General features: G+C 37.0%; 13 protein-coding genes. All 13 read right to left on the reverse strand.

Annotated elements, in window-relative coordinates:
* Positions 1 to 38 precede the first annotated feature (38 nt).
* The 13 genes from spoVT to veg all read right to left on the reverse strand — a co-directional run bounded on the left by spoVT (position 39) and on the right by veg (position 12,314).
* Entirely contained in the window at positions 39 to 575 is a 537-nt protein-coding gene (gene spoVT, locus J2S06_RS12410) for a stage V sporulation protein T (RefSeq protein WP_419152513.1), read from the reverse strand.
* Positions 576 to 765: 190 nt separating this feature from the next.
* Entirely contained in the window at positions 766 to 4,296 is a 3,531-nt protein-coding gene (mfd, locus tag J2S06_RS12415) for a transcription-repair coupling factor (RefSeq protein ID WP_419152514.1), read from the reverse strand.
* Positions 4,297 to 4,372: 76 nt separating this feature from the next.
* Complete coding sequence (locus J2S06_RS12420; RefSeq protein WP_419152515.1) at positions 4,373 to 4,603, reverse strand: anti-sigma-F factor Fin; 231 nt, start codon at positions 4,601 to 4,603, stop codon at positions 4,373 to 4,375.
* Between the two features lie 104 nt (positions 4,604 to 4,707).
* Positions 4,708 to 5,265, reverse strand: a complete 558-nt coding sequence (gene pth, locus J2S06_RS12425; RefSeq protein ID WP_044747330.1) for an aminoacyl-tRNA hydrolase — start codon at positions 5,263 to 5,265, stop codon at positions 4,708 to 4,710.
* A 136-nt stretch (positions 5,266 to 5,401) separates the two neighbouring features.
* Positions 5,402 to 6,025, reverse strand: coding sequence for a 50S ribosomal protein L25/general stress protein Ctc (locus tag J2S06_RS12430; protein ID WP_419152516.1), 624 nt, complete (start codon positions 6,023 to 6,025; stop codon positions 5,402 to 5,404).
* 316 nt (positions 6,026 to 6,341) lie between these two features.
* Positions 6,342 to 7,295: a ribose-phosphate diphosphokinase gene (locus tag J2S06_RS12435; RefSeq protein ID WP_419152517.1), complete on the reverse strand. Its 954-nt coding sequence runs from the start codon at positions 7,293 to 7,295 to the stop codon at positions 6,342 to 6,344.
* 18 nt (positions 7,296 to 7,313) lie between these two features.
* Positions 7,314 to 8,693, reverse strand: coding sequence for a bifunctional UDP-N-acetylglucosamine diphosphorylase/glucosamine-1-phosphate N-acetyltransferase GlmU (gene glmU, locus J2S06_RS12440; protein ID WP_419152518.1), 1,380 nt, complete (start codon positions 8,691 to 8,693; stop codon positions 7,314 to 7,316).
* 298 nt (positions 8,694 to 8,991) lie between these two features.
* Positions 8,992 to 9,282 carry a septation regulator SpoVG gene (spoVG, locus tag J2S06_RS12445; RefSeq protein ID WP_044747326.1) on the reverse strand — a complete coding sequence of 97 codons (291 nt, stop codon included), beginning with the start codon at positions 9,280 to 9,282 and terminating at the stop codon, positions 8,992 to 8,994.
* Positions 9,283 to 9,406: 124 nt separating this feature from the next.
* Positions 9,407 to 9,781, reverse strand: coding sequence for a RidA family protein (locus J2S06_RS12450; RefSeq protein WP_044747325.1), 375 nt, complete (start codon positions 9,779 to 9,781; stop codon positions 9,407 to 9,409).
* Between the two features lie 43 nt (positions 9,782 to 9,824).
* Positions 9,825 to 10,649: a pur operon repressor gene (gene purR, locus J2S06_RS12455; RefSeq protein ID WP_044747324.1), complete on the reverse strand. Its 825-nt coding sequence runs from the start codon at positions 10,647 to 10,649 to the stop codon at positions 9,825 to 9,827.
* A gap of 55 nt (positions 10,650 to 10,704) precedes the next feature.
* Positions 10,705 to 11,574 carry a 4-(cytidine 5'-diphospho)-2-C-methyl-D-erythritol kinase gene (gene ispE / locus J2S06_RS12460; RefSeq protein ID WP_419152519.1) on the reverse strand — a complete coding sequence of 290 codons (870 nt, stop codon included), beginning with the start codon at positions 11,572 to 11,574 and terminating at the stop codon, positions 10,705 to 10,707.
* A 152-nt stretch (positions 11,575 to 11,726) separates the two neighbouring features.
* Positions 11,727 to 11,915, reverse strand: a complete 189-nt coding sequence (locus J2S06_RS12465; RefSeq protein WP_419152520.1) for a small, acid-soluble spore protein, alpha/beta type — start codon at positions 11,913 to 11,915, stop codon at positions 11,727 to 11,729.
* 135 nt (positions 11,916 to 12,050) lie between these two features.
* A complete protein-coding gene (veg, locus tag J2S06_RS12470; RefSeq protein WP_044747321.1) occupies positions 12,051 to 12,314 on the reverse strand; it encodes a biofilm formation stimulator Veg in 264 nt (87 codons plus the stop codon).
* Between the last annotated feature and the right edge of the window lie 108 nt (positions 12,315 to 12,422).

The raw sequence follows: 12,422 nt of genomic DNA on the forward strand, positions 1-12,422 counted from the left end.
AATCATACCTTATGATTGAATCGATTAGGACAGGCGTCTTAATGTTCCATTTGCCGAGCGAGAAAACCAGCTGCTGTTTCAACAGCTTTATGCTCAACTTCACCAATTGGATCATCTTTTGAAAAGATCACAACAGCACCAATTGGATCGCCATTGGCAATAATAGGACCAATTGTATAAGAACGAGCAGCTTCCGAAACCCCTTCAACAAACTCAACTTCAGATGACTCTGTCTGCAAGATTGAATTTCGATCTTCCATTACTCTTTCAACCATTCCACTAATGTTTTTATTTAAATACTCTTTCTTCGATATTCCAGAAACAGCAATGAAAGCATCCCGATCGCAAATAAGAACTGGATGACCGAGGCTGTCAAAAAGGGCATCTGCATATTCCCTAGCAAAATCACTAAGTTCACTAATAGGTGAATACTTTTTTAAAATAACTTCTCCATCTCGATCAACAAATATTTCCAAAGGATCCCCTTCACGTATTCGAAGTGTTCTGCGAATTTCTTTTGGAATTACGACACGGCCCAAATCGTCAATACGACGAACGATACCAGTTGCTTTCATCTTATGATGCCTCACTTTCATCTGATGATTAGTAACTTGATGATTGTTTCATCTTGTGTATTGTAACAACCACCCTTGTTGTCATTAGTATCCTTCACAAGAAAAGTAATATACGTGATGAAAGTGATTTTTTCCAAAAAAGCTTAATATGCCCTTACCATCTTTTCCATTCTAGCCGAAAAATAAACGGCTAACTTGCAGACACTTCTTCTTTTTTTACATCTGATAAACCGCTTAACAATTCGGTTAAGATTGTAAGCCACTTTTTCGTTTCCAAATTTTCGATTTGCAATGTAAGCTTTAATCGTTTTCCGTCCATGCCTAGCCCTATCAATCGACCGTAACGGTTACTTAATTCAAATAGCTTTTGCCCATCAATATCGTTGCTCGCTTCTTCCGAAATTAAAATCGTAATTTGATCCTTCGTCTGTTTAACAAGTTCAACTTTTTCCTTCATCGCGATAACTTTAATTTTTGTAGCCATTATTAAAAATTCCACTTCTTGTGGATATTCTCCAAAACGATCGATCATTTCTCCTTGAAGCTCTGTTAAGTCTTTTAATGTTTCGACCCCTCTAAACCGTTTATACATGTCAATTTTTTGCCGGCCATCTGAAATATAGCTTTGCGGTAGATAGGCATCAATTTCTAGATCAATTTCCACTTCAAATGGTTTTTCTTTCGGCAATTCACTTTTACGTGCTTCAATGGCTTCTTTAAGCATTTGTGAGTATAAATCAAAACCGACAGAATCGATAAATCCATGCTGCTGCGGCCCTAGTAAGTTTCCAGCACCACGAATGGATAAATCTCTCATCGCAATTTTGAATCCTGAGCCTAATTCAGTAAATTCTTTAATAGCTTGCAATCTTTTTTCAGCAACCTCAGATAAAATTTTATCTTTTCGATAAGTAAAATAGGCATATGCTACACGGTTTGAACGACCAACACGACCTCTTAGCTGATAAAGTTGTGACAGTCCCATTTTATCCGCATCATAAACAATTAATGTGTTGACATTCGGTATATCAACACCTGTTTCAATGATGGTTGTGCTAACTAAGACATCATATTGACCATCTAAGAAGTTAAGCATAACAGATTCTAGTTCATTTTCTGTCATTTTTCCATGTGCATACGTAACACGTGCATCTGGTACAAGCATCGAAATCTCTTCTGCTTTTCGATCGATATCCTCAACTCGGTTATAAACGAAATAAACTTGTCCCCCACGTGCCAATTCACGCTCAATCGCCTCTCTAACAAGTGATCCATTATATTCAACAACATACGTTTGAACCGGAAAACGATTTTCTGGAGGTGTTTCAATCACGGACAAATCGCGCACCCCGAGCATTGACATATGTAAAGTCCTTGGAATCGGTGTTGCAGTTAATGTCAACACATCAATGTTTGCTTTCATTTGTTTAATTTTTTCTTTATGTGTAACTCCAAATCGCTGTTCTTCATCAATGATTAATAGTCCTAAATCTTTAAATTGAACATCCTTTGATAATAAGCGATGAGTTCCAATAACAATGTCGACTGTGCCGTTTTTTAACCCTTTTATTGTTTCATTTTGCTCTTTTCTAGTACGGAAACGGCTTAATAAGCCGATATTAATTGGGTAATCTTGGAATCTTTCGCGGATGGTTTCATAATGCTGTTGCGCCAAAATAGTTGTAGGAACTAAAAACGCTACTTGTTTTTGATCCATAATTGCTTTAAAAGCAGCTCGAATCGCCACCTCTGTCTTTCCATATCCTACATCACCACAAAGGAGACGGTCCATCGGCCGATCACGTTCCATATCCCTTTTAATTTCTTGAATGGATCTAAGCTGATCTTCAGTTTCTTGATAAGGGAAAGTAGCCTCAAACTCACGAATCACTTCATCATCAGGACTGAAAGCGTACCCTTTCGTTGCTTCGCGCTCTGCATAAAGTTTTATTAAATCATCCGCAATATCTTGAATAGATGATTCAACCTTCTTTTTCACACGCTTCCAGTCATTTCCGCCTAATTTGTAAATTTTCGGTTCTTTCCCTTCAGATCCTACATATTTTTGCACTAGGTCGATTTGTTCAACAGGAACGTATAGCTTATCATCTCCTTGATAGCGGATATGCAAATAATCTTTATGGATTCCGTTAATTTCTAACGTTTCAATTCCAAGATATTTGCCAATCCCGTGATTGACGTGAACTACATAATCGCCAACCTCTAACTCTGAATAGCTTTTAATTCGCTCAGCATTTGATAACTTTTGCTTTTGCTGTCTTCGTTTTACACGCTTTTTAAACAATTCCTCTTCTGTAATGACTGCCAATTTTTGCATTGGCAATTCAAATCCTGTCTCTAAATCACCTTCAATAATATAAAGTTTACCTTTCGACAAAATATCATTGCGGTTGACTGTTAACGCTTCAACTCCATAATCTTCCAGAACATTTTCAAGCTTTTGGACACGGTCTTTATTGGCTCCTAAAAAGACAACAGTATAATCTGCTTTCTTCCAGCGTTCCACTTCTCCTTTTAAGACATGCATTTGTCCATGAAAACTTTGCATTTGTTTACATGAGATATTTATTAAATTTTGTGGATTCGTTCGTGGTACGTGACGTAAAAATAACGATAAATAAATAATTGGAAACGCTGTATAATTCATTAACTTTTCAAAGGAATGGGATACTTTTACATCATGAACAATTTTCCCTTCTTCTAATAAGGAAGTAAACCATTCTCCTTCTTCATTATCTAAATGAGCTACCATTTCCTGAACACGACTTACTTCATCCAAAACAAGAATTGTATTGGTTGGAAAATAATCTAGTAAACTAGCAGGTTTTTCATAAAAAAATGAGAGGTATTTGACAAATTCTTGTTCAACTTGATTTGTTTTTAATTTTTCAATATCTAATTTTACATTTTCTAACAACAACTCTTTTTGTTGATCCTTTTTGAATTTAGATAAACTATTAGCTAATGCTTTTTCAAGATGTTCGATGCCATTGTTAATATGTTCATGAGTTAGGATCCTTTCTTCAGCAGGGCCAATCGTCACTCCCTGAAGCATATTGATAGAACGTTGGCTTTCTAGATCAAATGTTCGGATAGAATCAACTTCTGTATCAAATAACTCAATTCGAATCGGGTTTTCTTCTGTGAGAGGATAGATGTCAATAATCCCTCCACGAATACTAAATTCTCCTGGAGCAGAAACCATGGAGACTCGCGCATACCCCATTGATAGCAAAGTAGGCAGATGATCATCTAAATGAAAATCTTCACCAATTTTCAAATGTAATTGGTATTTTTTCCAAAGTTCTTTAGATGGCAATAACCTCCTTAATGCGGCAACAGGTGCAACAACAACGGACGGTTCGCCTTTACTTAATTGGTTTAAAACTTCAATACGTTGAGCTTTTAACTCAGGACTTGCAGTGGCAATTTCCGATGCAATCAGTTCATTGACAGGATACAAATAAACATTCTCATCTAATAAATTACTTAAATCCTCATAAATCTTTTGAGCTTGAAAAAGATTATGAGTTACCACCAAAACTGGCTTTTTTGAATCCTTATACAAGGATGATATAAAAACAGACCGTGCAGAACCGGACAAACCAGCCACTAATTGTTCCTTTAATCCTTCTTCAATTCCTGTCATAATCGTTTTAAAATCATCTTGTGCATAAAAAAATTGTCGAATACTTTGCAAGTCCTATCCCCCCTCTCTACAACTTATATAAATAGAAAAATGCTTTGGAAAAATTTTTCTTACTATTCCAAAGCGTTTATTGTATAAAATTTTCTAGCCCATGATACTCTGGATTGCGTTCTAACGCTTCTTGACAGTCTTCGCAGATGATCTTAACATGAATATCGCCATTGGGATCATACTCAATCATCTCTTTCCGTTCATCATTCGTTAAATGATGAAATCCAAGTTGATGACTTTTTAAAGAATAATCGTGTATACTACCGATTTTTACACCGCAATGCCGGCAGTAATAATGTATCGACATCGAGCCTTCCTCCTGCCTCAAGTTATGATTGGCATACCCTTATATACATCATCAAAGTTCCTATTTAAAAACTATTATGAACGGCAAGAGGTCATTTTATACATTTAGTTAAATTCATTCATGACTTCTAAAAATGGTTTTTGAAGCCATCTTTCACATGCATCAGCAGAACGGATGATAGCGGTGTTAATATCTTCTTTCTCCGATAATGAGAAGGTACTTAATACATAATCCGAAATCTTTATGCCGTTATTGGGACGACCGATTCCGATGCGGATTCGTTTAAAGTCTTGTGTACCTAAATGTTGTATTAATGATTTAATACCGTTATGTCCCCCAGCACTTCCTTTCAATCGTAAACGTACTTTCCCAACCGGCAAATCTAAATCATCATAGATGACAACTAAATCTTGTACAGCTATATCATAATAATCTAATAACGGGCGAACACATTCTCCCGATAGATTCATATATGTTAAAGGCTTTACTAATATGACTTTTTCAGCAAAATGATTGAATATCCCGTACACACCTTTAAACTTTGTCCGATCTAATGATATATTCAGTCGTTTTGCCAACTCATCAATGACCATAAATCCAACATTATGACGTGTATGGTCATATTGTTTTCCTGGATTTCCTAAACCGACTATGACTTTCATCAAAGCTTTCTCCTTTAAATGAAATGTTAATAAGAACAATATCCATTTTAAACTGTCAAATATTATTATAACAAATCCCATAGCATAAAAGACGTAACCTTAATCGGTCACGTCTAGCGTAGAAGCAGCTTAAGTATTAATCGTTCTCTCTTTCCTCTACAGCATCAGGTTTCCCTTGTTCTTGCTTTTCCCCTGAGTTTATCTCTTCTTCTTGTTTAGGAGGCAATATAGTGACAATAACCTCTTCTGGTTCATTTAAAATCTCATATTTTCCATTTGTTTGAATATCTTTTACATGTAAAGCTTCATTAACACCTAGAGTCGAAATATCCACCTCAATAGCTGTTGGAATCTCAGCAGGTTTTGCCCGCAGCTTTACTTGGTGCAATGGCTGCTGTAAAACACCACCATCTTTAATTCCTTGAGCTTGTCCTGTTAATTGAACATTTACTTCTACTTCCACTTTTGATTCCATATTAATAGCATAAAAATCTACGTGGATAATATCATCCTTTAACGGGTCTCTTTGAATCTCATTTACCATGACAGCATGTTCTTCATCATCTAACTTCATATTAAAAACAGCATTTCTTCCTTGTTCTCTTAGCGACTTTATAAATTCAACACGATCTATTGAGATTGCTTTACTTTCTAAGTCTTTTCCATATAGAATAGCTGGAATTCGGTCTTGTTCACGTATTTTTCTTCTAGTTGAATTTGTAAAAGAAGATCTTTCTTTCCCATGTAATAAAGCTGACATGTTTATCCCCTTTCCAAAGGCTATTTAACGCAAAATGAGCTTCTTAATTTCATTGATTCCCAAATAAATGTGAGTCTAAACATGTCTTTTCATTCAACTAGAAGTAAATAGCTTCCAAAGGCTCTTCTCTAAAAGATTGTTGCTTTACAACCATAGCTTTTCGACTGTCCAGGCAAGCGACACGCTTGCTATGTCACACTTTAGTGTGACGTGAACCAAACAAAAGGGCGATGGTCGGACAAATGTAATTTGTCCGACCACGTGCTATTGTTCGGTTCATGGACAGTCGAAAAGCAACAAAGTTTATGAAAACAGCCTAATCAAATAATGTACTAACAGATTGTTCTTCATGCACTCGAATGATTGCTTCACCAATAAGCGGTGCAACGGAGAGCTGCTTTAGCTTTTCAATTTTCTTTTCTTCAGGAAGTGCAATTGAATTTGTTACAATCAGTTCCTTAATCTTAGAATTTTGAATTCGTTCAATGGCTGGACCTGATAAAACTGGATGAGTACAGCATGCATATACTTCTTTTGCCCCATTTTCAACTAATGCATTTGCAGCAAGAGTGATCGTTCCAGCCGTATCAATAATATCGTCAATTAAGATTGCTGTTTTTCCTTCAATATTTCCCACGATGTTCATAACCTCTGCAACATTTGGCCGAGGTCTTCGTTTATCAATAATAGCAATCGGTGCTTTTAAACGATCTGCCAATTTACGTGCTCTTGTTACCCCACCGTGGTCAGGAGAAACAATGACTACATCATTAAAATGTTTATTTAAAAAGTAGTCCGCTAATATCGGTACACCCATTAAATGATCGATTGAAATATCAAAAAAACCTTGAATTTGTGGAGCATGCAAATCTAATGTAATGACACGCGTTGCTCCTGAAGTTTCTAGCAAGTTCGCAACAAGTTTTGCTGTAATCGGCTCACGCGCACGTGCTTTACGGTCCTGTCGAGCATAGCCATAGTAAGGAATAACAATATTAATCCGTTTAGCTGAAGCACGTTTTAAGGCATCAACCATTATTAATAATTCCATTAAATGTTCATTAACAGGGGCGCTTGTTGATTGAATGACAAAAACATCACAGCCGCGAATACTTTCTTCAATGTTTATTTGAATTTCGCCATCGCTAAAGCGCGTTACAGAGCTTTTTCCTAAATCAACACCTACAATATCAGCAATTTCTTTTGAAAGATCGTAATTCGAATTTAATGCAAAGATTTTTAAATTTTTATCTGCGTAACGATTTAACATGTTAAAGGGACCTCCACATTAGGAATTATGATTCATTTTCAATTTACTCACATAATTTTCCTTGTTCACTTGGCGTGCACGAGCAATAGATAAAGCCTCTCCTGGAACATCTGTTGTGATCGTTGAGCCAGCCGCAACATACGCACCTTTTCCAATTGTAACAGGGGCAATTAAGTTGGAGTTACAGCCAATAAATGCTCCGTCTTCAATTTTTGTTAAGTGCTTGTTTTTGCCATCATAGTTAACAGTAATAGAGCCACAGCCAATATTTACATCTGCTCCAACTCGAGCGTCGCCAATATAGCTTAAATGGGATGCTTTACTTCCATTCCCCATACTTGACTTTTTCACTTCTACAAAGTTCCCGATTCGGACATGATCAGATATATTTGATTGTGGACGAATATGAGCAAACGGTCCAATGTTTACATGATTGCCAATTTCGCTATCATGTGCAACAGAATGGCGAATAACCGTATGATTTCCAATATGGCAATCTTTAATTTCACTGTTCGGACCGATTTCACAATCCTCTCCAATAACTGCTTTACCATTAATCATCGTTCCTGGGTATATAACCGTATCACGGCCAATTTGAGCATCTGCAGAAATATAAGTGTTTTCTGGATCTACAATGGTAACACCATTTCTCATGTGCTGTTCATTAATTCGTTTTTTCATAATCGCTTCAGCTTTGGAAAGGGCTACACGATCATTAACACCTAATGTTTCTTCAAAAGAATTCGTTTGATAAGCCGAAATTCTTTCTCCTTGGTCTTTTAAAATTTCAATAACATCCGGTAAGTAATATTCCCCTTGTGCATTATCGTTTGAAACATTTTTCAAAGCCTTAAATAGGTAAGCGTTATCAAAACAATATGTCCCCGTATTGATTTCAGTGATTTTTAACTCATCTTCATTCGCATCTTTTTGTTCAACAATTTTTGCGACATGACCTTTTTCATCACGAACTATGCGCCCATATCCAGACGGGTCATCCGCTATTGCCGTTAAAATCGTAGCTTTCGCATTTATATCAATATGATGTTTAAATAAAGCTTCTATAGTTTCTGCCGTTATAAGTGGTGTATCACCACAAACAACAATGGTCGTACCTTGCTTGTTCTCTAAATAAGGAGCTGCTTGCATAACAGCATGAGCTGTCCCAAGCTGTTCTTGTTGCAAAGCGTACTCACAACAATCGCCAAGCTCGGATTTCACCATTTCTGCGCCATGTCCTACAATTGTCACAATTTTATCAAGCTTTAGTTTAGAGACTTGATCGACAACATGTTGAACCATTGGCTTCCCACAAACTGGATGTAATACTTTATAAAGTTTAGATTTCATTCGCGTTCCTTGTCCAGCAGCTAAAATTACCGCATAACGATTCTTCATTGAAAGGCCTCCAATATCCCTTTTTATCCATAAAAATATTATCTTAAATAACTTCCTATTTCAAGGAAAGTTATAGGATTGCGAAAATTTCCCTTAAATTATCGGCGAATCACCGATTTCCTAGTTGAAATTTTATATTTTTAAAGCAACAATCATGACGAAAAGAGCCTAAAAAAGAAGCTGTCCCACAATGAAGCGTCAGACCGACACACAATATATAGGGCATCAAACTAAATGAGCTATATATTGTGAAAAAGGTCAGACACTTTATGGGACAGCTTCTTTCGATCCTCATATTTTATGAAGCTCCAGCTTCTTCATATTCAACTTGCAACTCACCTAAGCGGTGATATTCTGCTAAAACTGCATCTTGGATTTTTCCGCGAGTATTAGAATTAATAGGGTGTGCAATGTCGCGAAACTCACCATCTGGAGTTCGTTTGCTTGGCATTGCAACGAAAAGGCCGTTGTTTCCATCGATTACACGAATATCATGCACAACAAACTCATTGTCTAATGTAATAGAGGCAATCGCTCTCATACGACCTTCCGTATTAACGCGGCGTAATCTAACGTCAGTTACTTCCATCCTGTTCACCACCTTTTCCCTATATGAAAAGCTTTAGTATGATTATTCAACGGAATTTTTTGTTTTCCTGCTTTTTCAAAAAAAATTTTTTAAAAAATGAAAAAAGGTGGTAAATGTTTAAAAGTTACTTAACTAATGCTACAACTTCGATTTCCACTAATACGTCTTTTGGAAGACGTGCTACTTCTACACAGGAGCGCGCAGGTTTATGATCATTAAAATACTGTCCATACACTTCGTTAAATTCCGCAAAATCATTCATATCTTTTAAAAACGCTGTTACTTTTACAACCGTATTTAAAGAAGCTCCCGCCTCCTCTAACAGCGCTTGAATGTTTGCAAATACTTGGTGAGTTTGCGCTGTAATATCTCCTTCTACAAGAGTACCTTCCGGTGTTAAAGGTATCTGTCCAGAACTAAAAAATAAATTATTAACAATAATTCCTTGAGAGTAAGGCCCGATCGCTGCTGGAGCCTTATTCGTCGATACTACCTTCATTTTCCAACACTCCCTATAAAAATAAGTTTCCTTCCTTTTTTATTTATATCGTAAAATCAAAATAATTTCCTTCTTTAACACGAATACATCGATCTTTTATATCAACATCTGATAGTTTAACAAGAGAAATATACTCGTCCACTAGACGTTCATCAATGCTTTCCGATTCTACTAATACACCGATCCCTGCAACCTTCGCTTGAAATTCCTCCAATAGATTGATCATCCCATTTATTGTACCGCCGGCTTTCATAAAGTCATCTACGATAAGCACATTCGAGCCTTCTGCCAAACTTCGTTTAGCTAATGTCATGGTTTGTATCCGTTTCGATGACCCAGACACATAGTTAATGGAAACCATCGAACCTTCCGTTACTTTATTATCTCGTCTAACAATGATGACAGGTACATGTAAATAATTTGCTATCGCATAAGCAATCGGAATTCCTTTTGTTGCAACTGTCATGACAACATCAATTTCTCTATTGGCAAATATAGAAGCAAACAGACGCCCAACTCGTTTCATTAATCCCGGGTTTCCAAGTATGTCTGTTAAATATAAATAACCGCCTGGTAAAAGTCGGTCAGGGTTTGCAATGGTATCACATAATGTCCGAATCGTTTCTTTCGCTTCTTCCTCACGTACTGTTGGAATATATTTAACTCCACCAGCAGCCCCAGGGACTGTAAGCAATGTGCCGATCCCTTGTTGTTCAAAGGTTTGTTTAATAATGGCTAAATCCTCACTAATCGAGGATTTAGCAGATTGATATCGTTCGGAAAAAAAAGTTAAGGGAACGAGAGCATGTGGATGATTAAGCAAATAATAGGTCATATCGACAAGCCTTCCACTGCGCCGAAATTTCATACACTAACCTCCAAATACCGAATATTTTAAGGTAAATATAACTTAATATTCGCCCTTAATCAAGGACATTCCGTTCCCCTAATAAACGGACAGCAAAAACTTGATCACAAAAGCCTCGCAATCCGTTGTATACGCGATGGAGCCTCGATTCATGCTGAATAAGCCCATATACGGTTGGACCACTTCCACTCATAAGCACAGCATCAGCACCAAATTTATTCATTTGTTCTTTAATGACCGCTACTTCTGGATGCATTTTCATAGTAACACTTTCTAATACATTCCCAAGCTTTTGGCATATTTTATCGTAGTTTTTTTCTTTTATCGCTTGAACCATCCCATCTACATCTGGATGTTCAATATGATCTAATTTTAAATTTTTGTAAACATCGGCTGTCGATACCCCTATATCCGGCTTGGCCAAGACGACCCAACAATGAGGAGGAGCATCGATTTGCTCTATTTTTTCGCCACGGCCTGTTGCGATAGCTGTTCCGCCATAAACACAAAATGATACATCAGAACCGATCTCCGCTCCTAACTCGGCCAATTCATCTAAGCTAAGACCGAGACGCCAAAGTTTATTTAAACCTCTTAATGTAGCCGCAGCATCACTGCTCCCCCCAGCAAGTCCCGCTGCAACAGGAATGGATTTCGTGATCGATATAGCTACCCCTTGTTGAATTTTAAAACGATTTTTAAGCAATTGGGCTGCCTTGTATGCTAAGTTTCGATGATCATCTGGAACAAAACGATTATGAGATACGATCCGAATAGCATTTTCTCTTAACGATCTAAACTCGATGCGATCAGCCAAATCAATAGTGGTCATTACCATTTTAACCTCATGGTACCCATCTGGTCGTTTATGTAAAACGTCTAAAGATAAGTTAATCTTAGCTGGTGCCTTTTCTAAAATCCGCAACATTTCCACCTACTTTATGTTCTACTCAAATGTAACCACATTGTACCACAAAAATAATTGTCCTATCTTTTTATAATAAATGGTTTTAAATTTTTAGTAGACGACATGACAAAGCCGAAGCACACTCATGCTTCGGCCCACCGCAAGTTCCGTTAAACCTTGTTTTGGTCGTATCGGGCTAATTGTTCCTCGGCAATTTCAATGGCACGCTTCACCATATTTCCAGCATCTCTAGCACGAATAGCTCCCCATCCTTCTTCCTTTACTGTATCATAAAATCCAAGCTCTTTGGCAAGCTCATATTTAAATTTCTCTGACATCACTCCACGTCGTCTGCCCATCGCCTGATTCCCTCCTGAAATAAAACAAGAGTCTCACGGGTGAACCGCGGCATTTATAGTTTCAACGATAACATTTGAAGTTATCCTTCATAAAATATGTAAAAGAGACAAATAAAAAAGCAGCAAACTAAGTGTCTACTGCCCGCCCAAAGCTACACCTTTATCATCTAAAAATGTAAGTTGAACAGTTTCAGTTAGCACGTCTGCATAACTATAGGAAACACGTTCAAAGGAATTTTCTTCCTGATCAAGCTCAATAACAAATACAGAAGGATATGTTTCTGCCAACACGCCAGATCGTTCAATGGTTTTTCTTCGTCCACCATTTGCCTTTAACGTTAACCGGCGTCCAAGATTGGAGTCCAGAGCTTGTTTAATATCTGATAGTGTCTTTGCCATTGCAACCACCTCACGATATTATTATACAGATGTTTCACAAAAGAGTCAAATAAATTTTTAATTATATCAGCAATTATTTAAAATTGTCAATAAAACATTTTCAACAAA

The sequence above is a fragment of the Bacillus alveayuensis genome (assembly GCA_030812955.1).
Taxonomy (GTDB): Bacteria; Bacillota; Bacilli; order Bacillales; family Aeribacillaceae; genus Bacillus_CB; species Bacillus_CB alveayuensis.

Excerpts from the sequence above, each read along its gene's own strand:
- J2S06_RS12435 (WP_419152517.1), bottom strand. The coding sequence starts at position 7,295 with ATGTTAAATCGTTACGCAGATAAAAATTTAAAAATCTTTGCATTAAAT.
- J2S06_RS12450 (WP_044747325.1), bottom strand. The coding sequence starts at position 9,781 with ATGAAGGTAGTATCGACGAATAAGGCTCCAGCAGCGATCGGGCCTTAC.
- J2S06_RS12430 (WP_419152516.1), bottom strand. The coding sequence starts at position 6,025 with ATGTCAGCTTTATTACATGGGAAAGAAAGATCTTCTTTTACAAATTCA.
- spoVT (WP_419152513.1), bottom strand. The coding sequence starts at position 575 with ATGAAAGCAACTGGTATCGTTCGTCGTATTGACGATTTGGGCCGTGTC.
- pth (WP_044747330.1), bottom strand. The coding sequence starts at position 5,265 with ATGAAAGTCATAGTCGGTTTAGGAAATCCAGGAAAACAATATGACCAT.
- glmU (WP_419152518.1), bottom strand. The coding sequence starts at position 8,693 with ATGAAGAATCGTTATGCGGTAATTTTAGCTGCTGGACAAGGAACGCGA.
- spoVG (WP_044747326.1), bottom strand. The coding sequence starts at position 9,282 with ATGGAAGTAACTGACGTTAGATTACGCCGCGTTAATACGGAAGGTCGT.
- J2S06_RS12465 (WP_419152520.1), bottom strand. The coding sequence starts at position 11,915 with ATGGGCAGACGACGTGGAGTGATGTCAGAGAAATTTAAATATGAGCTT.
- J2S06_RS12420 (WP_419152515.1), bottom strand. The coding sequence starts at position 4,603 with ATGTCGATACATTATTACTGCCGGCATTGCGGTGTAAAAATCGGTAGT.
- veg (WP_044747321.1), bottom strand. The coding sequence starts at position 12,314 with ATGGCAAAGACACTATCAGATATTAAACAAGCTCTGGACTCCAATCTT.
- purR (WP_044747324.1), bottom strand. The coding sequence starts at position 10,649 with ATGAAATTTCGGCGCAGTGGAAGGCTTGTCGATATGACCTATTATTTG.